Annotated in this window: 25 protein-coding genes and 3 pseudogenes; 19 read left to right on the forward strand and 9 right to left on the reverse strand. The window is 35.8% G+C overall.

Annotated elements, in window-relative coordinates; genetic code table 11:
* From OOK85_RS04605 to OOK85_RS04620, 4 genes are all read right to left on the reverse strand, one after another.
* Entirely contained in the window at window positions 1-1,008 is a 1,008-nt protein-coding gene (locus tag OOK85_RS04605; protein WP_264702415.1) for a hypothetical protein, read from the reverse strand.
* 642 nt (window positions 1,009-1,650) lie between these two features.
* Window positions 1,651-2,403: an IS5 family transposase gene (locus OOK85_RS04610; protein WP_264702164.1), complete on the reverse strand. Its 753-nt coding sequence runs from the start codon at window positions 2,401-2,403 to the stop codon at window positions 1,651-1,653.
* 227 nt (window positions 2,404-2,630) lie between these two features.
* Window positions 2,631-3,392: a twin-arginine translocase subunit TatC gene (tatC, locus tag OOK85_RS04615; protein ID WP_264702418.1), complete on the reverse strand. Its 762-nt coding sequence runs from the start codon at window positions 3,390-3,392 to the stop codon at window positions 2,631-2,633.
* The gene (locus tag OOK85_RS04620) at window positions 3,389-4,528 is read right to left on the reverse strand and encodes a type I glyceraldehyde-3-phosphate dehydrogenase (RefSeq protein ID WP_264704193.1); all 1,140 of its coding nucleotides are present in this window, start codon (window positions 4,526-4,528) and stop codon (window positions 3,389-3,391) included. Before OOK85_RS04620 ends, tatC begins: the two co-directional genes overlap by 4 nt.
* A gap of 1,218 nt (window positions 4,529-5,746) precedes the next feature.
* Here OOK85_RS04620 and OOK85_RS04630 point away from each other — a divergent pair.
* The 8 genes from OOK85_RS04630 (at window position 5,747) to OOK85_RS04665 (ending at window position 9,863) form a co-directional block, all read left to right on the forward strand.
* Window positions 5,747-6,280 (forward strand): HK97 family phage prohead protease, encoded by a 534-nt coding sequence (locus tag OOK85_RS04630; protein ID WP_264702421.1) that lies wholly within the window; start codon window positions 5,747-5,749, stop codon window positions 6,278-6,280.
* 127 nt (window positions 6,281-6,407) lie between these two features.
* Window positions 6,408-6,746 carry a hypothetical protein gene (locus OOK85_RS04635; RefSeq protein WP_264702423.1) on the forward strand — a complete coding sequence of 113 codons (339 nt, stop codon included), beginning with the start codon at window positions 6,408-6,410 and terminating at the stop codon, window positions 6,744-6,746.
* Between the two features lie 78 nt (window positions 6,747-6,824).
* Complete coding sequence (locus OOK85_RS04640) at window positions 6,825-7,472, forward strand: hypothetical protein (protein WP_264702425.1); 648 nt, start codon at window positions 6,825-6,827, stop codon at window positions 7,470-7,472.
* Window positions 7,454-7,870 carry a hypothetical protein gene (locus OOK85_RS04645; protein WP_264702427.1) on the forward strand — a complete coding sequence of 139 codons (417 nt, stop codon included), beginning with the start codon at window positions 7,454-7,456 and terminating at the stop codon, window positions 7,868-7,870. The genes OOK85_RS04640 and OOK85_RS04645 overlap by 19 nt, the downstream gene beginning before the upstream one ends.
* A 26-nt stretch (window positions 7,871-7,896) precedes the next feature.
* Window positions 7,897-8,406, forward strand: coding sequence for an IS5 family transposase (locus OOK85_RS04650; protein WP_264702429.1), 510 nt, complete (start codon window positions 7,897-7,899; stop codon window positions 8,404-8,406).
* Window positions 8,407-8,435: 29 nt separating this feature from the next.
* Window positions 8,436-9,295, forward strand: a protein-coding gene (locus OOK85_RS04655; RefSeq protein ID WP_264702431.1) for an IS630 family transposase whose coding sequence is annotated in 2 segments (ribosomal slippage) — window positions 8,436-8,760 and window positions 8,760-9,295 — 861 coding nt in all. Because the reading frame shifts where the segments join, the coding sequence is not laid out codon by codon here.
* A complete protein-coding gene (locus tag OOK85_RS04660) occupies window positions 9,292-9,600 on the forward strand; it encodes a transposase (RefSeq protein WP_264702433.1) in 309 nt (102 codons plus the stop codon). The genes OOK85_RS04655 and OOK85_RS04660 overlap by 4 nt, the downstream gene beginning before the upstream one ends.
* A complete protein-coding gene (locus tag OOK85_RS04665; protein ID WP_264702435.1) occupies window positions 9,588-9,863 on the forward strand; it encodes a hypothetical protein in 276 nt (91 codons plus the stop codon). Before OOK85_RS04660 ends, OOK85_RS04665 begins: the two co-directional genes overlap by 13 nt.
* Here the strand turns inward: OOK85_RS04665 and OOK85_RS04670 are convergent.
* Window positions 9,847-11,022 carry a CCA tRNA nucleotidyltransferase gene (locus tag OOK85_RS04670; protein ID WP_264702437.1) on the reverse strand — a complete coding sequence of 392 codons (1,176 nt, stop codon included), beginning with the start codon at window positions 11,020-11,022 and terminating at the stop codon, window positions 9,847-9,849. The two genes, OOK85_RS04665 and OOK85_RS04670, sit on opposite strands and share 17 nt — an antisense overlap.
* A 75-nt stretch (window positions 11,023-11,097) precedes the next feature.
* Complete coding sequence (locus tag OOK85_RS04675) at window positions 11,098-12,000, reverse strand: OTU domain-containing protein (protein ID WP_264702439.1); 903 nt, start codon at window positions 11,998-12,000, stop codon at window positions 11,098-11,100.
* Between the two features lie 107 nt (window positions 12,001-12,107).
* On the opposite strand from OOK85_RS04675, the gene ychF reads away from it, so the two are divergent.
* The 4 genes and pseudogenes from ychF to OOK85_RS04700 form a co-directional block, all read left to right on the forward strand.
* Complete coding sequence (ychF, locus tag OOK85_RS04680; protein WP_264338346.1) at window positions 12,108-13,202, forward strand: redox-regulated ATPase YchF; 1,095 nt, start codon at window positions 12,108-12,110, stop codon at window positions 13,200-13,202.
* A 399-nt stretch (window positions 13,203-13,601) separates the two neighbouring features.
* Window positions 13,602-13,703, forward strand: a pseudogene (locus OOK85_RS04690) (IS110 family transposase); the annotation flags it as partial.
* A 71-nt stretch (window positions 13,704-13,774) separates the two neighbouring features.
* On the forward strand, window positions 13,775-14,725 hold the full coding sequence (locus OOK85_RS04695; RefSeq protein ID WP_264702189.1) for an IS481 family transposase: 951 nt from the start codon (window positions 13,775-13,777) through the stop codon (window positions 14,723-14,725).
* Between the two features lie 104 nt (window positions 14,726-14,829).
* Window positions 14,830-15,102 (forward strand): annotated as a pseudogene (locus OOK85_RS04700) (transposase); the annotation flags it as partial.
* Window positions 15,103-15,211: 109 nt separating this feature from the next.
* Here OOK85_RS04700 and OOK85_RS04705 read toward each other — a convergent pair.
* Window positions 15,212-16,486 (reverse strand): APC family permease, encoded by a 1,275-nt coding sequence (locus tag OOK85_RS04705; RefSeq protein ID WP_264702444.1) that lies wholly within the window; start codon window positions 16,484-16,486, stop codon window positions 15,212-15,214.
* A 135-nt stretch (window positions 16,487-16,621) separates the two neighbouring features.
* On the opposite strand from OOK85_RS04705, the gene OOK85_RS04710 reads away from it, so the two are divergent.
* Together OOK85_RS04710 and OOK85_RS04715 are read left to right on the forward strand one after the other, a co-directional pair.
* On the forward strand, window positions 16,622-18,061 hold the full coding sequence (locus tag OOK85_RS04710; RefSeq protein ID WP_264702446.1) for a hypothetical protein: 1,440 nt from the start codon (window positions 16,622-16,624) through the stop codon (window positions 18,059-18,061).
* Between the two features lie 360 nt (window positions 18,062-18,421).
* The gene (locus OOK85_RS04715; protein WP_264702189.1) at window positions 18,422-19,372 is read left to right on the forward strand and encodes an IS481 family transposase; all 951 of its coding nucleotides are present in this window, start codon (window positions 18,422-18,424) and stop codon (window positions 19,370-19,372) included.
* A gap of 49 nt (window positions 19,373-19,421) precedes the next feature.
* Here the strand turns inward: OOK85_RS04715 and OOK85_RS08015 are convergent.
* A pseudogene (locus tag OOK85_RS08015) lies at window positions 19,422-19,598 on the reverse strand (WPE palindromic element domain-containing protein); the annotation flags it as partial.
* 135 nt (window positions 19,599-19,733) lie between these two features.
* Between OOK85_RS08015 and OOK85_RS04725 the strand changes: the two are divergent.
* The 5 genes from OOK85_RS04725 (at window position 19,734) to OOK85_RS04745 (ending at window position 21,889) form a co-directional block, all read left to right on the forward strand.
* Window positions 19,734-20,900, forward strand: a complete 1,167-nt coding sequence (locus OOK85_RS04725) for an aspartate kinase (protein WP_264702450.1) — start codon at window positions 19,734-19,736, stop codon at window positions 20,898-20,900.
* 91 nt (window positions 20,901-20,991) lie between these two features.
* Window positions 20,992-21,195: an IS5 family transposase gene (locus tag OOK85_RS04730; RefSeq protein WP_007549940.1), complete on the forward strand. Its 204-nt coding sequence runs from the start codon at window positions 20,992-20,994 to the stop codon at window positions 21,193-21,195.
* A 33-nt stretch (window positions 21,196-21,228) separates the two neighbouring features.
* Window positions 21,229-21,357 (forward strand): hypothetical protein, encoded by a 129-nt coding sequence (locus OOK85_RS04735; RefSeq protein WP_264702454.1) that lies wholly within the window; start codon window positions 21,229-21,231, stop codon window positions 21,355-21,357.
* Between the two features lie 17 nt (window positions 21,358-21,374).
* Window positions 21,375-21,569, forward strand: coding sequence for a transposase (locus OOK85_RS04740; protein ID WP_264704196.1), 195 nt, complete (start codon window positions 21,375-21,377; stop codon window positions 21,567-21,569).
* Between the two features lie 107 nt (window positions 21,570-21,676).
* Window positions 21,677-21,889, forward strand: a complete 213-nt coding sequence (locus tag OOK85_RS04745; RefSeq protein WP_065094389.1) for a hypothetical protein — start codon at window positions 21,677-21,679, stop codon at window positions 21,887-21,889.
* Between the two features lie 154 nt (window positions 21,890-22,043).
* On the opposite strand, the gene OOK85_RS04750 is transcribed toward OOK85_RS04745, so the two are convergent.
* A complete protein-coding gene (locus OOK85_RS04750) occupies window positions 22,044-23,960 on the reverse strand; it encodes an ATP-dependent helicase (protein ID WP_264702457.1) in 1,917 nt (638 codons plus the stop codon).
* Between the last annotated feature and the right edge of the window lie 149 nt (window positions 23,961-24,109).

Below are 24,109 nucleotides of genomic sequence, written 5' to 3' on the forward strand. Positions count from 1 at the left end.
CTACTTTCGTTTTGAGCTACCAGGTTGCTCTATAGATAACATGCCACCATTGCCGGAGAGCAAAGTTCGCGCTGATTCACTTTGCTTAAGATGTTTAATTGCTTGCTTTTTGTCAGTTCCAGTGCGCATACTGCAGCCAAGTTGGAAATCTATTCCATTTTCAACAATGTTACATGAAAACCCCATAGCAGTAGCGAAACCTTCTTGTTTATTAGTAGCATCTCCAGTAACAACACCACAAGCAGTGAAGTTACGATCATTTCCAACTGTTCGCACCATCATTTCACCATCTCGTATACCATCATTATTTATATTCTTTGCTATAACAGTCTGGTCTACAAATCGCGTATTACCCACTTCTCGAGATATTACTTCTACAGTCGGTTGATTATGTAGTTGACCATTACTTACTAATGCTTGATTATATGCTGAATGGTGTTGTTCTGAATTACTTTGACTATTACTCCTTAGTTCATTTTGCTCGTGCTCTTCATTGTTTTGATGTTGGTCAGTTCCTAATATGCTAGCTTCTTTTTCAACACGCTCATTGTATTCTTTGTCATTACTTATCTCAACTTTATTTACTGTTTGACCTTCATCGTTTTCTATGTTTTTTTGACCAAACATGTCTTTATTGATAGCTCGCAAAATAAGAAATGGTATCAGTGAAATTATTAGATTTAATACAATGCACGGAATTAAAACCACGGCAGCAGCTATATAGATTAGAGATCTAACTATAAATTTTATTACTTTAGATAATTTAGAATCATCTTTTTGAGCATTAACGGCATTCGAAAATAGGTAGGTAAGACCAATTAATGATATTGTTATAGCAGTGGGTATGATGATTGGAACAAATAAAAAAACGTTGATTAATTTTTTTCCAGAGCTAGTTGGTTTAGTGCTATTATTCAGTGATGCAAGATAGTTTTGACCAACATTAGCAATCCCTTTTATACCAGATAAAACTCTTTTACTATTCTCTTCTGACATTTCAAATTTCATTTTCATTACCATTTTTATAATACTAAATTATACTAAGAATTGATATTGTAAAGTCAACATAAATTTTTTACTTCCGCACTTTTTCATTGTTGCTTACAATGATTATAGCTACATGATTTACTCGTGTATTTTTCTTAATTAAAAACTTCAACTATTCATTGTAAGCTGTTGAATTTCTTATCATAGTATCTATCATCCCTGTGCACCCTTTCTTGTCATCCAAGTAGCTTGACTACTTGGATCCAGCTTTCTATGTGACCTCATCAAAAATGTTTATTTTTCAGCCATTTTTATACTTATCAACTCAGTGTGCTTGCTTACAATTAAAATTCCTGGATCCCAGTGTCAAGCACTGGGATGACAAAAGAGGAAGCACTGGAATGACAAAGGAGGAAGCACTGGGATGACAAAGGAGGAAGCACTGGGATGACAAGGTTAGAGGTGTCATCCAATTAGCGTGACACTTGGATCTTCTCTCAACAATTTCAAAAAAATCTATCAAAAAGGAGGATTATCATGTCCACAATAATTTTATCATCAATTTTTGGTCAAGCAGGCAGCATTTTTGGGCCAATTGGCCGGATTATCGGCTCAGAACTCGGTGCTCTTCTTGGTGCACAGCTAGGCTCTGTGGACAAAATTTTAGAGAAGCCATACAAGAGCTCCAACAAAATTGAGAAAACCCATAAAAACCTCAGCAGTTTTATCAAATCTGGAAAAAATGCGCCTAAAATTTTTAATTTTACCAAAAAAACACTCAATCAAATGACGTTCTTTGTAGATATGCTCATCGTAATACCTTTGCACTTTTCGATTCCGTTTTGGCGGAATAACTACTGTACATCCCTTGTCTTCAAGACTTGTAACAAAGGCATTGCTATCGTAGCCCTTGTCAGCTACTACAGTAGAGTTATAGATACTTTCGGTCAACACTTGTGCCTGCGTAATTTCATTTCTTTGACCAGGAGTCAGAGTAAATTTAAGTGGATTTCCAAGTGCATCGACAAGCGCATGTATTTTAGTTGTAAAGCCACCTTTGCTCCTCCCTAAAGCTTCTTGATCCTTGGAGTTTTTTGTATATCCAGATGAACATGGATGGCCTCGGATGATCGTACCGTCGATTATAGCAACTTCTAAATCAGGCTCTTGTTTAGTATATTCAAGCAATTTTTTCCAGACATCTCTTTCACACCATCTTTTAAATCGCTTATGTATACTCCTGTAATTACCATAAGTTTTTGGTAAAAGTCTCCATTGGCAACCACTTCGCACTATGTACCACACTGCCTCTATGAATATTCTTAAACGTTTTTCATCTTTGCTGTGCATTCCTTTTACGCTTTTTATGAACTCTAAAATTTGTTTCCAATTTTCCTCTTTGATGTAATATTGCATATGGTAGTTTCTCCATTTTTTACCTATTAGGCTAAACTACCATCTTTTTCTCTCTTTTCATATTTTTTGTCCACAGAGCCTAGATAGCGCAATGTTTGGCCTTGATGCAGAGCAAAAAGTAACGCATGGTGCGAGATTAAAAAATCTGCAAGTTCAAACTTCAACCTATGGAAGGACGATTGTAAGTTAAAAATGTGATATAAAGGAGATAAGAGGGATTCCTTTGTTTAAATCTTTGTCTTCTTTTTTTCAATATACCTACATATCAGAATGGACAATTCATATAGAATCAGCATTGGTATTGCAAGCCCTATTTGGCTTAATACATCAGGTGGAGTTAAGATTGCAGCGATAATAAAAATTACCACTATCGCGATTCTGCGTTTATTTGACAAATTTTGTGTAGTGAGTAACCCTACTCTCACCATCAATGTGAGTATTACTGGAATTTGAAATGCAGTGCCAAATGCAAACATAAATTGGAGAACGAGGTCTAAATATTCGCTAACTGATGGCATAAACTCTATCGGTATATCGAAGGATTTACCACTGTGTTCGAAGTTGATAAAAAACTTCCAGGCTAAAGGAAATATATAGTAATAGACTACAGTAGCTCCCGTTACAAATAAAACCGGTGTTGCAATTAAGTATGGCAACAACACTGCCCTTTCACTTTTATATAACCCAGGTGCTAAGAACATATAGAATTGCCATGCAAACACAGGAAAAGAGAGCAAAAGTGCACTCATCATTGCAACTCTAAGATACACAAAAAATGCCTCTGTTAAGTCTGTGTAAATTAAAGAAAAACCTTCGCTACCTTTTGTTGCTTCTATTAAAGGTGCGAGTAAAAAACGGTATATATTTTCCTTAAAGTAGTAACAAAAACCAAAAGCAACGCAAAAAAATAGAAAGCAAAAGATAACTCTTTTTCTGAGTTCCGCAAAGTGCTCATAAAAAGAGGCATATTTGTTCGAGTTTTCATTCATACTTTACTATGGCTCAATAATGCTATTTCTAACATTCTCAGCGAAAAAGCCCACTCATTGTCATACCACGCTGCAACCCTGCATATATCACCTGTAACATATGTACCAGTTAAATCCACAATTGCACTATAAGGGTTATGCACAAAATCTATTGAGACTAAAGGTTCCGCGCATATAGAAAGTACATTTGACATTGGATAACCCTCTGTCATCCTAGTACCCTCTGATGTCATCCTAGTACCCTCTGATGTCATCTTAGTACCCTCTGATGTCATCCGAGTAGCTGACACTGGGATCCAGAAATTAGATTCCAGCGTCACGCGCTGGAATGACGTAGAGGAGAGAGCTGCATCCTTAAACATTTCATTGATTTCTTTAACGGTCGCTTTTTTATCAGTCGTAAATTTAAAATCAACCATAGAAACATTGCTAACTGGAACTCTGACAGCAGTGCCATCTAGCTTTCCTTTTAATTCAGGGATGACAGAACCAATTGTTTTTGCTGCCCCGGTTGTAGTTGGCACCATAGATAATCCGCAAGCCCTTGCTCTACGCAAATCTTTATGATTACCATCAAGAACATTTTGATCATTCGTGTAGGCATGTATAGTAGTCATAAAACCGCTTTTTATACCTAAACTGGAGTGTAGGACTTTCACAATCGGAGCAAGGCAATTTGTAGTGCAAGAACCTGCTGATATCACTTTATGCTCTTTTTTGAGCATATCGTTATTCACACCATAAACTATAGTGACATCAGCATCCGGAACTGGAGCAGAGACAATTACTTTCTCTGCATTGTGCCTTATTGCTTCTTCACGTTTGTTGAATGCACCAGTACATTCAAGTATTACATCAACATTCCAAGGAATATTTTCAGGGCTCCGTTCTCTATATAAAGAAAACTTTTTGCCATTTATAGAAATCCAATTTTGAGACTCATTAAAATCAATATCACCTCTGAATTTGCCATGAATAGAATCATATTTAATCAAATGTGCATGCTGCTTTGCACTGAGCGATCCATTTACAGCTACAACTTCTATTTGCTCACTATACTTTTCTATTTCATAAATAGCACGCAATACGCCTCTGCCTATTCTACCCAGACCATTAATTCCCACACGAATCGTCATCTCTTCATTCAAAAAATTTAATTATAGAGGATATCACTTGATATTTCATTTTATTCTTTTGCTTTTCTATCGATATGAACATTATAGCAAGGAGACAGGGCTAAAAACTTGCTTGACAAACTCCGCCAGCCCCCTTATCATAAAATTGAAGCTATTTATTTATCTTCGCAATCTGCAGATTAAAACGACAAAGGGAACTTTGTATTTGGTGTAAATCATGCTTAATTTTTTGCACTATGTGTACCTCATGTCTTTATAAAACTTCTGGGTTTCTACCTATACAAGACGAAACGCGCTTATAAAGCGTTTAAGACATCAAAAGACGTCAAATAGAACAAGGGAGAATTTGAATACTAGCTACCCTAGGTTTTCTTTGCCTTTTTTTCTGCTTAGTAAATTTTTTAATGTTTATAGCTAAAAGTTAGTTGCAGTTTAAATGCAGCTGAGTCGCGGTTACTAAGTGTAAAAAACATAAAAAAACGCCAATACTGAAAATAGACAATGACTAGGGTTTCTTTTGCCTTTTTTTCGTTTGGTAAGTTTCTTAATATTCATGGCTAAAGATTGCACGAATGTTGCAATTACAAAAGCGTTTCTACTAGGAGGGTGTCATCCCAGTGCCCAGACACTGGGATCCAGGAATTTTATTAAGTTGGTAAGCATAAAAGTAGCCGTTTTACGTTACAATACAATGTTTTGATGATTATGGAAAGGCTGGATCCCAGTGTCTGGGCACTGGGATGACAGGAAAAGAAGGCTACTTGGATGACATCATAGAGGCGCTGGCCTGACAATCGTCATCCCGCTACGTGTTAGCGGGATCTATGTTAAGAGATACTGCGAATGAATCGCGGTATGACGGTTAAGTAGGGTGTCATTCCAGTCTGGAATCTAGTCTTTATTATGCAGCCACTTATTTAAAGTTAAGTTTTCTGGATCCCAGTGTCTGGGCACTGGGATGACAGGAAAAGAAGGCTACTTGGATGACATCATAGAGGCACTAGGATGACACCTTGACAATCGTCATTCCGCTACTTGTTAGCGCCGCGGTGGTATGACGTAGAATTTTATAACCCAGTGTCCAATCTGGATTCTAGTTAGCGTTTTTAGTAACTAAGAAAAGTGCTTCCCCCTTTTAGAGCACTGCATATAATAGATTTGACATTGCAGTGCATTGTGCAAACAGAATTCCCAATACTATAACCTACAGGAGGCCTTATGAATAAGAAATTTCTCTATTCACCATTGTCAATAAAAAGTATAGGAGAAAATGGTGTATTTTCTGGTTATGCGAGCGTTTTTAACATAGTTGATAAACAAAATGATCTGATATTGCCCGGAGCATTTAAGGAAAATTTAAACAGAAATAAAATAAAACTCCTTTGGCAGCATAATCCTGACGAACCTATAGGTAGTATCATAGATATTTATGAAAATGATGTTGGTCTATATATAATTGCACATTTACTTTTGGGTATTCAGAAAGCAGAAGAAGTGTATTTGATGCTCAAAACTGGGGCAATTAACGGACTTTCCATCGGCTATATACCTATAGAGTATGATGTTGATCATAAAAGCGGAGCTAGAGTGTTAAAACAAGTGGAATTATGGGAAGTCAGTTTGGTCACTTTTCCTGCAAACTTAGCTGCTCAGGTAATCAATGTGAAAAATCAGAACAATGAACAGGAAGTGTTAGCAAGAGCGATAGGAAAAGCAAATGCTGTACTTACAGACATGTGTATTTCTGCTTAAAATGTATTAGGCGAGCAAAGACTTTACCATAATTTGACACCTGCGTTAGTATTTATTATACTAATATATATAACTTTATCACTGTTAAAATTTTCTGTAAATTAAAGTTAAAAAACAAGGTAATTTTATGCCAAATATTAATAATACGGCTAATTATGAAATTAATGTTAAACGAAAGGAAAAAAAATACAGTTGGTCTACTGTATTTGCTTGGTTGTTTCTAAAAACGATTGGACGAATATTGCCCAAGAGATGGAACAGATGGGCAGAAAATATTTTGTACTACGATAAAACTACTGCAAACAATGAAGTTCAAACTGATGCTTTTAAGACAATAGATGGAAGTGTTCAAGTTGACTTAAAACCTGAAGTAGCAGTAAGAGAGAGCCAAAGTGGAGTAATAAGTAAGGATGGAGAGGTTCAAACTAATAAAGTAACATTTTACGATATAGCAATGCAGACCTAATGTGTTGAAACAAGTGAAGATGAAGAAATTTACTCTGGAGTAAATACTGATGAAGACCTCTCTGATGTTGAAGATGAATTGGTTAATCACTGTAAAGAATATAGAAACGACTTTCTAGAAAAAGAAAGTGAAGAATTAAAATCCATATCTGGAGAACTTGAAGAGTATATTAGAGAAATAGGCAGACTCTCGGCAAAAGATGAAGACTGCTTTAATGAGAATATAAGTCAGGTAGAGACATATATTAAATCTTGCAATAAACAAAATAATTTACAAGTAAATGATCCACTAAAAAAAGCAATTGGAAAATCGAAATCTGCATTTGAAAGATTGGAAAGGAATGTTATAGAAACAGAAAAATTTTTGGCAAAACCCAAAGAACATGAGAAGAAATTGAAATCGTTCGAAAATGAAGCAAAGAGATCTTCGGTTAAGTTAGAAAAAAATATGAAAATAAATAATTCAACAGCACTAAAAGATTTAAGCAGTCAATTAAGCACTGCTAAAGTAGAGAAAAAGAGCTCAGAAAATGAGGTTGCTAGGTTCCAAGATACTGCAAAATCAACTACTGGTTCTATGAAGTCAAAAATTCCAAAGGCTTTCTCTAAGCTTTTTGGGGATAAGAATCTCGACAACCTTTTATCTAAGAAAAACGAGGAGTTAAAAAAGGTTTTCCTGAATTTAAAGAAAAGCACTTTTGCCATAACGTGCTTAATAAAACTATAAAGTCTCTATCAAATAAAAATAGTGGAAAATTTGAAAGTGAAGAATTACTTAAACTATTAGAAAATAATTTGACAAAATCTGCAAGTGAGATCATAGAAGCTAAGGTTAAAAAAGTTGTCAACGAACATTGTAACATTGGAAAAAATGTAGGTAAAGAACTACAAGATGACACGTTAAAAGCCAAGTTGTCATCTTCTGTTGTAAAATGTGTAAAAAAATTAGAATTTAACAAACAAGAAGAGGTAAATAAGATTGTAGACTCTATCTTGCACAGCTTTAATAGCAAGAAGAATAATAATAACGACTCAGGAGAATTACTTAAAGAAATTGTTGTGAAAGAGCTAGGCTCTGTGGACAAAAAATATGAAAAGAGAGAAAAAGATGGTAGTTTAGCCTAATAGGTAAAAAATGGAGAAACTACCATATGCAATATTACATCAAAGAGGAAAATTGGAAACAAATTTTAGAGTTCATAAAAAGCGTAAAAGGAATGCACAGCAAAGATGAAAAACGTTTAAGAATATTCATAGAGGCAGTGTGGTACATAGTGCGAAGTGGTTGCCAATGGAGACTTTTACCAAAAACTTATGGTAATTACAGGAGTATACATAAGCGATTTAAAAGATGGTGTGAAAGAGATGTCTGGAAAAAATTGCTTGAATATACTAAACAAGAGCCTGATTTAGAAGTTGCTATAATCGACGGTACGATCATCCGAGGCCATCCATGTTCATCTGGATATACAAAAAACTCCAAGGATCAAGAAGCTTTAGGGAGGAGCAAAGGTGGCTTTACAACTAAAATACATGCGCTTGTCGATGCACTTGGAAATCCACTTAAATTTACTCTGACTCCTGGTCAAAGAAATGAAATTACGCAGGCACAAGTGTTGACCGAAAGTATAGCTCTTTTCATAATGGTCCAAACGGGTTAAAATAAGAGTTTATAGTAGTGAAGGTAAGTATGCCAGCAGCATATAGTTATGATTTAAGAAAAAAAGCAATGGAAGTGCTAGACGAAGGGGAAAGCAGAGAAACGGTAGCAGCAAGATTTAAAATTGGAAGAACTACATTATGGGAGTGGCAGCAAAGAAAAAAAGAAACAGGAGATTTTCAGTCGAAAAAACTTGGAAATGGAGGTTATAATCACAAAATTACCGACTGGAATAAATTTACTGAATTTGCCAAAAAACATGGTGGAAAAACTCTATCGGAAATGGCTAAGCTTTGGAGTAATGTTAGTATCCCAACGATTCATCGAGCTCTTAAAAAAATTGGACTCACACGCAAAAAAAGACATATGGATACAAAGAAAGGAATGAAGAAAAACGTGCTGAATTTTTGAAAATTATAGCAACAAAAGAACCTCAAAACTTAGTATATATAGATGAATCTGGTATTGATAATACCGAAGACTATCCCTATGGATATTCTCAGAAAGGACAGCGGTTTTATGCTCTAAAATCTGGTAAAAAAATTCAACGAATCAGTATGATTGCAGCCTTAAACGGCAGAAAAATAGTTGTTCCGTTAACATTTGAAGGCCACTGTAATATGGATATCTTTAATAAATGGTTTGAGCAGTTCCTAACACCGATTTTGGAACCTGGACAAACTGTTATCCTTGATAATGCTACTTTTCATAAGTCTAATAAGATTACTGAACTTGCTAAAGGAGTTGGTGCAGAAATTTTATATCTACCGCCTTATTCTCCCGATTTTAACAAAATTGAGCATCATTGGTTTGCTATAAAAAACAGAGCTAGGAAAAACATTCCTCTATTCACATCTTTTCGTCATGCTGTTGATTCTGCTTTTCTATGAACTTTCCGGACTATTATGAAAAGAGCTATATCTATAACTCTACTGTAGTAGCTGACAAGGGCTACGATAGCAATGCCTTTGTTACAAGTCTTGAAGACAAGGGATGTACAGTAGTTATTCCGCCAAAACGGAATCGAAAAGTGCAAAGGTATTACGATGAGCATATCTACAAAGAACGTCATTTGATTGAGTGTTTTTTTGGTAAAATTAAAAATTTTAGGCGCATTTTTTCCAGATTTGATAAAACTGCTGAGGTTTTTATGGGTTTTCTCAATTTTGTTGGAGCTCTTGTATGGCTTCTCTAAAATTTTGTCCACAGAGCCTAGTAGAAGCTAGAATGAGATTTTTTTTAGATAAGATTCAAGAGTTACAACTGACATCAAGCATAAGAGATAAATTTTTATCTCCAGATCAGGGAATGTGTAATCAAACTCAAGGAGGAGTAAACGAATACCAATTAACAGAAAAAGCTAAAAAAGAATACACACCTAATTCCCCGATGAGTTCCCCTAATACTGTAAGCGTACATTCATTAAACAGCCAGAGAGCAGTTAGAGTAGGCTCTTAGCATAAAGCACCAGCTCCTCTTTTGTTAAAGTGTAGGAGCTGTCTTCCCAATGTTGTTTTAGCAATTCTAAGTTTTTACCTAAACTTTTTCCTGGCTGGTGACCTATACTTATTAAATCATCGCCAGATAAAGGAAATTTTGGAATATTGAATGTATTAGCAAATGAAATGTATTCATCAACATTTTCTCCAGACTCAACGCCACAAATTTTCACTAAATCACAATATAGTTCCCTACCAAATAAAGATATGTATTTTTTTTGCTCTTTTTCCGAAAGCTCTGTTTTGATATCATTGGATAGTAAAAATAACAGCTTTTTCTTTTGCTTGTTTGAAAGACGTAAAAATTTGCTTACATATTCTCCAAGACTTAGCCTGTCATTTTTTTTAGTGGTCCTAAGGAGTAAAGCTAATTTTACTAGCACATCAGTGCCCAAAAGAAGTGGCGAAGACAGAATTTCGCATTTTACTTCTTTTGGGATAATCTTTTGCAAAACATCAGATTCTTGCATGCTCTTAAGTGTTGGAAAAGGATCATTGCACTCCAGCAATTTAAGTATTTCATCTCTTATTCTCTCTCCAGAGAGGTTTTGGATCATATGTGAATGCTTTTTGCATACGCTTAGTATTTCATCACTCAAATCTCCGGCACATATTTTTGCATGAAAACGAAATGCTCTTAAAATACGTAGATAGTCTTCTTTAATTCTATCTTCAGCGTTGCCTATAAAGTTTAACCTTTGCGCTTTTAAGTCCTCTATACCACCAAAGTAATCATATATATGGCCATGCTTATCTGCGTATAGAGCGTTAAATGTAAAGTCACGCCTTGAAGCATCCGCTTGCCAATTATTGGTAAATTCTACTTTTGCATGCCTGCCATCACATTTCACATCATGCCTTAGTGTTGTGATCTCAAAAGATCTTTGATTTAGAACCGCAGTTATAGTCCCATGTTTTAAGCCAGTTGGAATAGTTTTTATATTACGGAGTTTTAGCGCTTTAATCGTTTGATTGGGAAGCAAATTAGTAGCTAAATCGATGTCGTGGACATCACGCTGCAAAATTGAGTCTCTCACACACCCGCCGACAAGCCTAGCCTCACCACCAAATTCCTCTATGGCATCAATAATTAAACTAGTCTCATGGTCAACTTGCATTTAGGTTAGTACGTACTGCAAGTTCATATTATATGAAATGCTTGCAAAAGCCCTATATAAAAATATACAGGGCTATTAAGATTTTACAAGTTGTGGTGCTCGTTGTTGATGAAATGGTTCTGCCATCGATTCCGTACCACATCTTAGTAAACTTGAAGGGTTTTGCTGCTCTATGCGCTGCTTTATATCACTAACGCACTGCCCTACAACATCACCAATTTTTCCATCAGCATTTTCTGCCAATAACTTATCAAATCCCTTTTTAACCTCTGCTCTCTCAGGGATATCCTTTGAAAGGTTACAATATTCTAAGATCTCATCTAACTGAAGCTTTTTTGCTAATAGGAAATCTTCTTGTTCTTGCTCTTGTTTAAGTTTGGTTTCCTCTTGCAGTTGTTTTGCTAAACTTTTGTTTATATCAAGCAATGGTTTGAAATGAGAATAGCCTTTGTTTATTATATGCACAATACTACTATCATTATAATCAACTTTATTGTATTCACCTGCACTTTTTGAACCTGAATTGTCTATTAATTCATGCAAAGACAGATCTTGGTTATCAACAGTCTGGTTCTCTATAACATGTAGCTTTACCTTATACTTTTCACAAAGTATTCTGCCTTCAACGTCAGGATCACCCCACCTATCGTTACGCATAATGTTTGCTGTATAATCATCTACAGTTTCACTACGGTGCTGGCCATTGTTATCATGACTATTGACAATTGCATTTGTAAACCACTTTGGTGGATTCTTTTGTGCAAATTCCCTACAATCATTTCTTAATTTTTCGACAGTAACTTGCTCTCCTTTCTGTTGTTCTAGACTTTGTCTGAACGAGTCAAAGAAACAGCTTCCATTACCAATTGCTTGTCCTACATGGAAATTGTCAGGGTAAGAACTACTACTTAAAGAAGTTACTTCACTCTCAACATCAAGGAAATCACTTGGTAGTTTCCGTTCCTCAGCTGTAGTCATGGTTTTACCTCAATTTAATATATATTACTATACCAACAAAATTGTAACTAATTAAGTATAGCAAAAATTCTTAAATTATGCAATAATTATGGCTTTAAATAGCAAATATGAGCTTTAACTGTGGTATAGTTGGGTTACCAAACATAGGAAAATCAACCTTATTTAATGCGCTTACAGAGTCAAGTGCAGCCGAAGCTGCAAATTATCCTTTCTGCACAATCGAGCCAAATATAGGCAAGATTTCGATAAAAGATCAGCGCTTGAAACAAATCGCAGCAATTGCCGGTTCAGAGAAGGTAATCTACAACCAATTAGAAGTTGTAGATATTGCAGGTCTGGTAAAGGGTGCGAGCAAAGGTGAAGGGCTCGGCAATAAATTTTTAAGCCATATCAGAGAAGTTGATGCCATCGTTCATCTGCTCAGGTGCTTTACGGATGACGATATTAGCCACGTACACAGTAAAATAGATCCAATATCAGATGCTGAAGTGGTAGAAATGGAATTAATCCTAGCTGATATTGATAGCATAGAAAAAAGGCTTCCTCAATTGGAAAAGAAAGCAAAGCAAGGTGATAAAGAGCTAAAGAGACAACTTGAATTAATGCAAGAGGTTTTAGCTACTTTAAAATTAGGTAAACCTGCAAGAAGTTTGGAGAATATCGATGAAGATGAGATGAAGTTGCTTCAATTGCTGACAACAAAGCCCGTTATGTACGTTTGCAATGTTGAAGATACAAATGTTATAACTGGCAATGAATTATCTAAAAAGGTAGAGAGGATGGCGGAGGAAAATAAAAGCAAATTTTATTGCATTTCAGCAAAACTCGAAGCAGATATTGCAAATCTTGATAGTGAAGAGGAAAAACAGAGTTTTTTATCAGAATTTGGCTTACAAGAATCAGGCCTTGATGGAGTAGCGCGTATTATGTATGAAGTGCTGAGTATGATAACTTTCTTTACTGTGGGCCCCAAAGAAGCACGGGCATGGCCAGTAAAAATAGGGTCAACAGCCGATAAAGCAGCAGGTGTAATCCACACTGATTTTGAGAAAGGCTTCATAAAAGCAGAAACCATAAGCTTTGCAGACTACATAAAGTATGGAAGTGAACCGGCTTGTAAAGACGCAGGAAAAATTCGCTTTGAAGGCAGAGATTACATCGTGCAAGATGGTGATATAATGCACTTTAGGTTTAATGTGTAGTTTATTATGCAGCCACTTATTTAAAGTTAAGTTTTCTGGATCCCAGTGTCTGGGAACTGGGATGACGAGAAAGGAGCACTGGGATGACATCCTCCCTAGCGGAGATTGCTCTCAAATCACAATGTTCGTACAGTAAGCACTGACCACTTTGCTTCAATATTTGCGATGCCCCTTGTAAGTTAAAAATGTGATATAAAAGAGATAAGAGGGAAAGATAACCCTACTCACTATAGGAATAGGGCTATCACGGGCATGTGCGACCGAAGAGCCATTGGTATTACAACCGTTCAGATCAAGGTACACTAGCCCTATCTCTCGATACGTTTGAATAGTTGCATGGGACATATGTATGCACCCGTTTACAATCTTAAATTAATTAAACTATCGAGGTTATTTATTATGATTACATCTTATCAAAATTTCATTGGAATTGATATCGGAAAATTTAAAAATGTTGCCGCAACTCACAACCAAAAGAGCACTATCAAGTTTGACAATGATGCTAGGTGTACAGTCCCAGAGTGTGATGGTATGATAAAATATGAGAAAAAAATACCATCAAAGGAGGAGTTATGGGACAAATATTACATGGGTGCGCCAAAACAACACAGACGATTCGTAGAGCAATACAAAATAGAAAAGAGAGCATAGCAAAACTCTCCAAGCATTATAACCTTAATCCAAAAACTATTATTAAGTGGAGAAAACGTTCATTTACGAAAGATGCTGATATGGGTCCAAAGCGTCCAAGATCGACTGTTTTAACGCTAGAAGAGGAAGCTATAATAGTTACATTTCGCAAGTATACACTACTGCCACTAGATGATTGCCTTTACGCTCTGCAGTCTACAATTCCGCATTTGACTCGCTCTAGCTTGCATCGTTGTTTACAAAGACACAACATTAGCAGATTACCAACTGTTGATGGAGAAGTTAAGTCAAAAAAGAAATTCAAACAATATCCTATCGGTTACTTTCATATTGATATTGCTGAAGTTAGAACTGAGGAGGGCAAATTACATTTGTTTGTTGCTATTGATAGGACATCCAAATTTACCTATGTTGAGTTGCGTAACAGTGCTACAAAACCCATAGCTGCTGAGTTCTTACGTAATTTGATTAGAATTTTACCGTATAAAATCCATACTATTTTGACAGATAACGGTATACAATTTACAAACCAGAAGCGTCATAAGTATGCTTTCCAACATATATTTGATAGAGTTTGCGAAGAGAATGTTATTGAACATCGTTTGACAAAAGTTAGCCATCCTTGGACGAATGGGCAAGTCGAGCGTATGAATAAAACTTTAAAGGATGCTACAGTTAAGAAGTATTACTATCAATCGCACCAGCAACTTAAAGAACACCTTTATAACTTTGTTATGGCTTATAATTATGCAAAGAGACTCAAAACTCTTAAGGGTCTTACTCCTTATGAATTTATATGTTATCAGTGGACACAGTCTCCAGAATTATTTATACTAAATCCACACCATCACACTCTGGGACCATACACCTAGGGTTTTTATTGCCAAAAATACATTTTTTAATTGAATAAAAATACAAAGTTATAAACAAGAGTTGTAATAAGACTAAATTCAAAAAATTTAAAAAAACATAGTTGATAGCTTGTCTAGTTGGAGTTGCACCAAAAACTAGTGAAAGCGGAAGGAAAGTGAGCAAAGCCCAGATCATAGGTGGCAGATTTTATGCTCGAAAAGCATTATACATGTCTGCTGTGGTTGCAATGCGTCATAATAAAAAAATGAAAGTATTTTACCAGCGTTTAGTTGACTCTGGCAAAGCCGCTAAAGTCGCTTTAGTTGCTGTAATGAGAAAAATCATCATTTGTTTAAATGCTATGATAAAAAACAATAATTTTTATCTTGATGTTTAAGACGGTAGATGCCAGTGTCACGCACTGGCATGACACCCATTTCTTCCTATAGTTGTCTTTTCTCGTCTACCTTATTTTGCCACTCTGCTGAACAGATACATAACATTTGCTATACAGAAACTCTGCGATACCAAAATAAATAAAGAGGTACGCCACTTGCAGTGAATAAGCTTGCGATCAGCAAGGTATTCACAGAAGTTTCAAATATTACCCAACAGCAAAAGGTTGTTGCTACACTGCCAATTAAAAATTTGTAACAACTCTTTTCTTGCACAATAACTCTGAGAAAAGCAAGACTGCATGCAAGGTAAACAAATAAAAATGAAACTACAGAAAAGTCGATAATTGATGTGATCTGCTTAGCAAAATTATTGCTTGAAGTGAGAATTAGTAGAACTGAAGTACCAACAGAGCTGATTGTTATGCCCCAGAAAGGAGAACCGTGCTTGTTTCTTTTAGCAAAGAACTGTGGCATCAGTTTATCTTCTGCAAGGCCAAGGGCCACTTGTCCACTAGCTAGTACCCAAGCATTTAAACTGCCAACACAAACAATAAAAGCAACAATAGAAATGATCAAATGCCAATTACCTGGAAACATAATTTTTATTGCGTCAACATACGGCGCTTTTGAATTAACTAGATCATTGCCGTTTATCAATCCCATGATTGAAAGGCTATTAATGAAATATATAACTGCAACAGAGATTGTGCCAAGCACTATGGCTCTTGGTATAGTCTTTGCTGGATCGTTGACTGATCCTGCAGGTGCTGTTGCTGATTCAAGTCCAATAAAACACCATAGAGTGAGTAGTGTAGAGCGAGCAAGGACTTGAGACATCGTGAGGCTTGATATTTCCTCACTTATGATAAAATTATTCCTATCAAAGAAAAACAACGCTGTTACTGGTATAGCAAGCAGTGCGGTAATTTTGACAGTCATCAATAAAAGCTCAACACATCCAGCAGCAGTGACACCTCTTAAATTTATTAGTGTAATGATCGTAAATAATAGTATTTCTAAAAATAAGCGTATATTTTGAATATCTCCATGAAAAAGCGAAGTAAGATAGCCAATACTTGCAACGATTACTGCTGTTGTGCTAACCCATGAAATCACCCAATACGTCCAACCAACAAAGAAAGCTGCAGCAGGGCCAAAAGCATGCTTTACATAAACGTGAGGGCCACCCGTTTCTGGAAATTTTGTACAGAGTAAGGCAAAAACCAAAGCAAGAGATATAGCACCAAGCCCTGATATTATCCAGCTTATAAGGCTATACATGCCATATGGAGCAAGGCTAATTGGAAGCATAAAAATTCCAGAGCCAATTTGGCTGCTAATCACTAAGGCAAAAATAGCCCAAAAACCTATTTTATTTGACACAATAATTCTTATCTAAATAGATTAACAATATACCCTAAACTCAGAAATTTCAATCGATCTTTTAACATAAAAACTTGCATTTTTCTCAATTTATTTCTAAAATAGATTATATTAACAAGTTATTAAGAGGAGGTTATGGATCCGAGGTTAAAAGCATTTTTGGTTGCACTTTTGTTTCTCGTGTATTATTTAAATCTTCTTGTTAACTATATCCTTGACCCGATTCTAGTTCGTCCCTTTGAAAGATTATACAAAAACTTAATTGTTGATGGTCTTTATGCCTACTTATCTACAAGCACTTCTAGCCCTGCACTAGCATTTTTGGCTACAGGTTTTATTGTTATTGCTGCGTTTATTTGCCTGAATAAAATGCTTCTTCCCTTGCAAGAGAAGATCATAAACAACTATACCTACTTTAAAAACGACAATATTGATAGCAATAACATGTTGTTTGAGGTTTATAAAGATCCAACAATAAAATTAAAGGACAAAATCTTATTCTTCAGTATACACTTGATATATTACCTACAGCTTCCATTTTTGTACATTGCATCAAAGGTATCAGCTCTACGTGGGTTTCTTATATTTAATTTTGGTTTATTATTGTTAAATTATGCACTGCTAATTCCAGTAGCACTTCTTGAGTTAATAAAATATCCATCAGTAAAACTCTTTTCACCTTTGGGTTTGAATGTAAAGCAGCTAAGCTTTTTGTTTAATGTAAGTGATGTGGGTACTAGTAGTCAGAGCGTTCATACTAGAAGTTTTCAGCAAAGCGTTATTGAATGTGCCAAAAAATTAAAGGAAGAACATGGTACGCCGTTAAATGAGTTGGATGAAGAGTTTAAAAGTTATATAAGCGGTTTAACAAGTCAGCAAAAACGAATGATAGAACCTTATCTAAGATTGGATGGTTATGAAACTGGGGAGTGGGTAAATTGGGTAGATTCACAAACCGGATTGACATTGACACAGGCTATAAATTTAGTTTTAATTGCGGCAAGAGAGCAAAATGCAGACGTAGAACTATTGAAATCTATATTACTGGTTCGCTTTGAAGAAAGTAACCGCCAATGTGGTCCTGGAATGCTTCTCCGTATTATTTATGCATTAAGTGGCCTTGAAGCAGAAAACAACTTTGCAGCTCAACTGGAGCCTCAGCTAATGGGGAAGTTGGCTGGTAATGCTACTAAAAGATTTCTTGAGAAATATGTGGATAAGCACTACCATAAAATAAAAGTTTTGAAAGAAAATTTTGATAATTTGTATTCACCAAATTCTGGGGTGGATTTGAGCAACGTGAGTGATGAAGTAAAGGACGGCATTTCTTATACAAGAGATGCTATAAAAGAATTCGTGTTTAAGGAATTATATGTAAAGTTTTATAACGACTATGGGGAGCATATTCAGAGAGGGCAGATAAAACAAAGGTTAAGGGAGTTAATAACGGATGAAGTCGTAGACGCGGCAATATATTCTAAAATAGATGAAATAGAAATCCCTGCAGAACCACCTACTTATCTTGAAAGAGTAAAAGCATTTTTTGGAGGTCATGCAAGGTCTTCTGCTGCTTAGTGGTTTAGTTCGTGCTATATAGCTAAACTGACTTAGATTTACTGACAATTTTAAAACAACAAATTCGTCATTCCGCTACTAGTTAGCGGAATCTATACCGCGAATGAATCCAGTTATCTAAGTGGAGAAAGTCACCTCTCCCCACTCGACTTCAAAACCGGACTTGTGACTTTCACCACATCCGGCTTCTCTCTAACTTGGTGTTTGTCATACATACTTCTCCATGTAATTAACATTTCAAAGCTTGGTAAATTTGTTTTTATAGCTTAAATACAGCATTCTCTATATTACTAGGTGTACAGTCCCAGAGTGTGATGGTATGATAAAATATGAGAAAAAAATACCATCAAAGGAGGAGTTATGGGACAAATATTACATGGGTGCGCCAAAACAACACAGACGATTCGTAGAGCAATACAAAATAGAAAAGAGAGCATAGCAAAACTCTCCAAGCATTATAACCTTAATCCAAAAACTATTATTAAGTGGAGAAAACGTTCATTTACGAAAGATGCTGATATGGGTCCAAAGCGTCCAAGATCGACTGTTTTAACGCTAGAAGAGGAAGCTATAATAGTTACATTTCGCAAGTATACACTACTGCCACTAGATGATTGCCTTTACGCTCTGCAGTCTACAATTCCGCATTTGACTCGCTCTAGCTTGCATCGTTGTTTACAAAGACACAACATTAGCAGATTACCAACTGTTGATGGAGAAGTTAAGTCAAAAAAGAAATTCAAACAATATCCTATCGGTTACTTTCATATTGATATTGCTGAAGTTAGAACTGAGGAGGGCAAATTACATTTGTTTGTTGCTATTGATAGGACATCCAAATTTACCTATGTTGAGTTGCGTAACAGTGCTACAAAACCCATAGCTGCTGAGTTCTTACGTAATTTGATTAGAATTTTACCGTATAAAATCCATACTATTTTGACAGATAACGGTATACAATTTACAAACCAGAAGCGTCATAAGTATGCTTTCCAACATATATTTGATAGAGTTTGCGAAGAGAATGTTATTGAACATCGTTTGACAAAAGTTAGCCATCCTTGGACGAATGGGCAAGTCGAGCGTATGAATAAAACTTTAAAGGATGCTACAGTTAAGAAGTATTACTATCAATCGCACCAGCAACTTAAAGAACACCTTTATAACTTTGTTATGGCTTATAATTATGCAAAGAGACTCAAAACTCTTAAGGGTCTTACTCCTTATGAATTTATATGTTATCAGTGGACACAGTCTCCAGAATTATTTATACTAAATCCACACCATCACACTCTGGGACCATACACCTAGGGAAGATGGAATTTAACCATCACAAAATCACGACTTTCGGGTCGCACTAGCTGTACGAACATTGTGATTTGAGAGCAATTTCCACAAGGGAGGGTGTCATTCCAGTGCTTGGCACTGGAATCCAGCCTTTATTATGCAGCCACTTGGTTGAAATTAAGTCTTCTGGATCCCAGTGTCTAGGCACTGGGATGACACCATTTGCTGTGCAATTTACCTTCAAAAATGAATGTTCGTACATCTATGGAATGAATCGTGGTATGACGCGTTAGCTATAGCTTTGTCCTCCCTTTTCTAAATGGCTTGCAAGCTGCTATCTCTACAAAAACTATATTTTTCTTCAGAAGAGAGTTATATTGTAACTATGGACAAAATAATCATAAAAAAATTTGGTGGGACTTCGCTAACTGATTTAAACCGAGTTGCAAATTTGATAAAAAACGATATTGAGAAAGGTTGTAATGTAATCGTTGTTGTATCTGCTGTTGCAGGATTTACTGACCAAATGGCTTTTCAGGCCAGGCAAATCTCAAATTTAAGTTGCAGACAAGAGTTATCAGAGTATGACGTTATGCTTTCAGCAGGAGAGCAAATCTCTTGTGGTCTATTAGCTATCACTCTCCAATCGATCGGAGTTAATGCTAAATCGTGGCTTGCCTGGCAGTTACCAATTGTAACTGATGATTTTTATTCTGAGTCTAAAATAAAAACAATAAAGATTGACCGTGTGAAAAGATCTTTTGCTGAGGGTTATACTGCTGCGATCATCGCTGGTTTTCAGGGTATAAATGATGATAGAATCACTACTTTTGGAAGAGGAGGCTCTGATATATCAGCAGTTGCCTTCGCGATAGCCTTTGGTGTTAGAGCTTGCGAAATTTTTACTGATGTTGATGGAATATATACAGCAGACCCGAAAATTGTTCCAAAGGCACGCAAGCTCAAATTTATCTCTTACGATGAAATGTTGGAAATGTCGTCATCTGGTGCTAAAATACTGCATAATCGTTCAGTACAACTTGCAATGAAACATAACATTAAAGTGCAAGTGCTATCCACTTTTAAGGAAGTAGAAGGCACCACAGTGCTACACAAAAGGGAGGTACTAGAGAGATACTTAATTACTGGAATAGCTTATAGCACTAATGAAGCTCTTGTAACTTTCACTAACCTTGCAAATAACTTGCGTACTTCAAGAGATATAGCAGGAGCAAACGTTAAAATTGATATGATACATGGGTCAAGTTTTGTTATCTCCAAATTTGATATTGATTTAATGGAAAAGTTACTGAATAAGAATGAAAATTATGCTATAAACGATAATGTAGCTAAAATTTCAATAATTGGTATTGGTGTTATGTCTAACACTGAAGTGATGCACCGCACACTCAAGGTTTTAAGCGAAAAAAAGATAGAAATACTTGCTATCACAACATCTGAAATCAAAATCAGTATAATTGTTCAAAAAGAATACGTTGTAGCTTTGGTCAAAGATTTACATACTGAGTATGAGCTTGATATGCAGCACTAGGATAGGCTTGACGTCCAGTTGTCTAAGAGTATGTCTTGAAAAGGAATGAGGAAAAAAATATGATAGTGTAAGTAAAAAATAGGAGGGAAAATTGTATCCAAGTGATATAAGTGATAAGGAATGGGAAATTTTGGAGCCACATGTTGCACAAGGAAAGATAGGGAGGCCAAGAAAGCACAATATCAGAACAATTATTAATGCAATAAGGTATATAATGAGAGGTGGTTGTCAATGGAGAATGCTGCCGAAAGATTTTCCTCCATGGAAGACGGTGTATGACTATTTTCTCAGGTGACGTAGTAATGGCAAATTGGAAAAAATACATAATATGCTAGTAAAAGAGGTAAGAAAAATGTTTGGTAAAAATGAAACACCTTCAGTAGGAATAATTGACAGTCAATCAGTAAAAACCACTCAAAAAGGGAATCCAGAGGATATGATGCTGAAAAAAAAATAAAGGGTAGAAAACGTCATATTGTTGTAGATACAGTGGGCTTAATTATTGCGGCTGATGTTCATAGTGCAAGTGTTCAAGATCGTGATGGTGCTCTAAATCTTTTCACTCAAGCTAAATACAAGGCTCCAACTTTACGTAAGTTTTTTGCTGATCAAGGATACATAGCAAAACCGCTGTTTATTGGAGACAGGATAGGTCATACTGTATGTTGAAAGGTGGATGAAATCCCCTATTCAGCAAGCAGATGGCAGTAAGGTAGTTAGGGAAAAAAGGAGTTCCGCAAGGAGGTTCAATAAGCCCAATCATTTCAAACATATTTATGCACCATGCATTTGATATATGGATGAAACAAAATCACCCAACAGTACCATTTGAAAGATATGTGGATGATGCGATAGTGCACTGCAGAACTAAAAGACAGGCAGAATTTATGCGAGCAGCAATCGAAGAAAGATTGGCACAATGTAAGCTAAAATTGCAACCTGATACCAATGCCATTCCAAAACTCCATCATTATACTGCCTTAGTATAACCTTCTCACTTCTATTGTCTATTTGTTTGTTATGTAATAGAAATTGGTATGAGATTGAAGAATTAAGTGTGAACGGTTACAGAATTTTTGCCAGGAGAAACATATAGTTGAAGTAATTCAGATTTGTAAGATATGTTTATCTGCAATTATAGCTTCAACAGTAGGCAATGTTGCTTTTAATTACCTCAACATTTTCTCTTGGCAATTCTTTAATGAACCGAGAAGTGCGCATCGGTTGCCACTGGTTGTTAATTTCCCTCCTATCTGCACATGAAATGATTAACCTTTCTTTGGCTCTGGTTATGCCAACATATGCGAGTCTCCTTTCTTCTTCTAAAGCTTTACCACTTTTGTCATCAAAAGATCTTTGATGAGGAAATAATCCCTCTTCCCAACCAGGTAGAAACACGCACGGGAATTCAAGTCCTTTGGCTGCATGAAGAGTCATAACATATACGGTGTCATCGTTATTCATATTATCCACTTCCATCACCAGACTTATATGCTCCAAGAAAGTTGTGGCATTATCGAAATTTTTTAAAGATGAGATGAGCTCTTTAACATTTTCTATTCGTGCTAAGCCTGTTACCTCCTCATTTTCAAGCATTTCAATATACCCTGATTGGTTTGCTACGATTTTAACGAATTCATGCAGTGGTTTTACGCTTACTATTTCTTCCCAAGCTTTAATTTTATTTAAAAAATCGTTGAGTGAGAGTTTAATTCTTTCGGTTACCTGATTACTATTAACTAATATTTTTGCTGCCTCAAAAAAAGAAATTTTGTTATCCTGAGCAGTCGTGTATATTTTCTTTAGAGTTGTAGCTCCTATGCTTCTTTTTGGCCGATTTACTATCCTTTCGAAAGCTAAGTCATCGTTATTGTTTGTAACAAGTCTTAAATATGCAATTATATCCCTGACTTCCTGACGTTCGTAGAATTTTACGCCACTTATAATCTTGTAGGGAATTGAATATTTTATAAAATACTCTTCGAGAACTCTAGTTTGAAAAGTGGCCCTTACCAGCACTGCAATGTCACTAAATCTGTATTTATTGAGCTTTAATATCTGTTCGCTTATGAACCTTGCTTCAGCTTTCCCACCCCATAATTTTATTAGATTTACCTTTTCCCCTTCAATGTTTGTTGTCCACAATTTTTTTTCTAAGCGAGTCTTATTGTGATTGATAACATATGACGCAGTTGCAAGTATGTGGGATGTTGACCTGTAGTTACACTCTAGTTTAACGGTTTTTGCATTTTTAAAATCATCAGAAAACTTCAAAATATTTTCAACTTCTGCACCACGCCAACTATATATCGACTGGTCATCATCTCCTACACAGCAAATATTTGAGTGCTCTTTTGCAAGGTATTTTAGCCAAAGATATTGTATCGCATTTGTATCTTGATATTCATCTACCATGACATATTTAAACTTGTTTTGGTAGTAGGACAGAACTTCGGTCTTTTGATTAAAGAGCTGTATGTTATATAGCAATAAGTCACCAAAATCGACAGAATTAAGGAATTTCAACCTTTCCTGATACTGGTGATAGACCTTGAGTGCAGTTACATATACTGGCCTAAATGATTGAATATCTTCCACTTCAGATGGCAACAAGCACTTCTCTTTCCATTGCTGAATAATATTCATAATGGTCTTACATTTTTCTGATAGGTAATCAGGATTTATTTCATTGATAATATTTTTTATTACCTGTAATTGGTCATCCACACCAATGATTGTAAAATTAGGGTTTAAGCCCACAATTTCTGCATGCAGGCGCAAAATTTTTGCTGCAATTGCATGGAAAGTGCCAAGCCATGGTATGTTTGTGTCCGTTAGCTCAAGTACCCTTGATACCATCTCATTTGCTGCTTTATTTGTAAATGTAACTGCTAATATCTCATCAGAATAAGCGTGACCGTTTCTAATTATGTGTGCTATTCTTGAAGTAATCGTTCTTGTTTTTCCCGTCCCGGCTCCTGCCAGTATCAAAACTGGTCCATCTATGTTAGTTACAGCTGATTGTTGTTCTGGATTTAGCAGTGAGAGATAATCGTTCATCGTAGCCCTATAGATTATAACTTCGTAAAGTTAAACCTATGATTGAAATATTGTAAAGGTTTTATTGAATAGAACAGTTAAAGAATGCTTCACTCAAGTACTACATATTTAAACGTAGGTTTTACATCTATTTTGTTTTAGTAGTTTCA

This window comes from Wolbachia endosymbiont (group A) of Volucella inflata (genome assembly GCF_947250665.1).
In the GTDB taxonomy this organism is placed as follows: domain Bacteria; phylum Pseudomonadota; class Alphaproteobacteria; order Rickettsiales; family Anaplasmataceae; genus Wolbachia; species Wolbachia pipientis.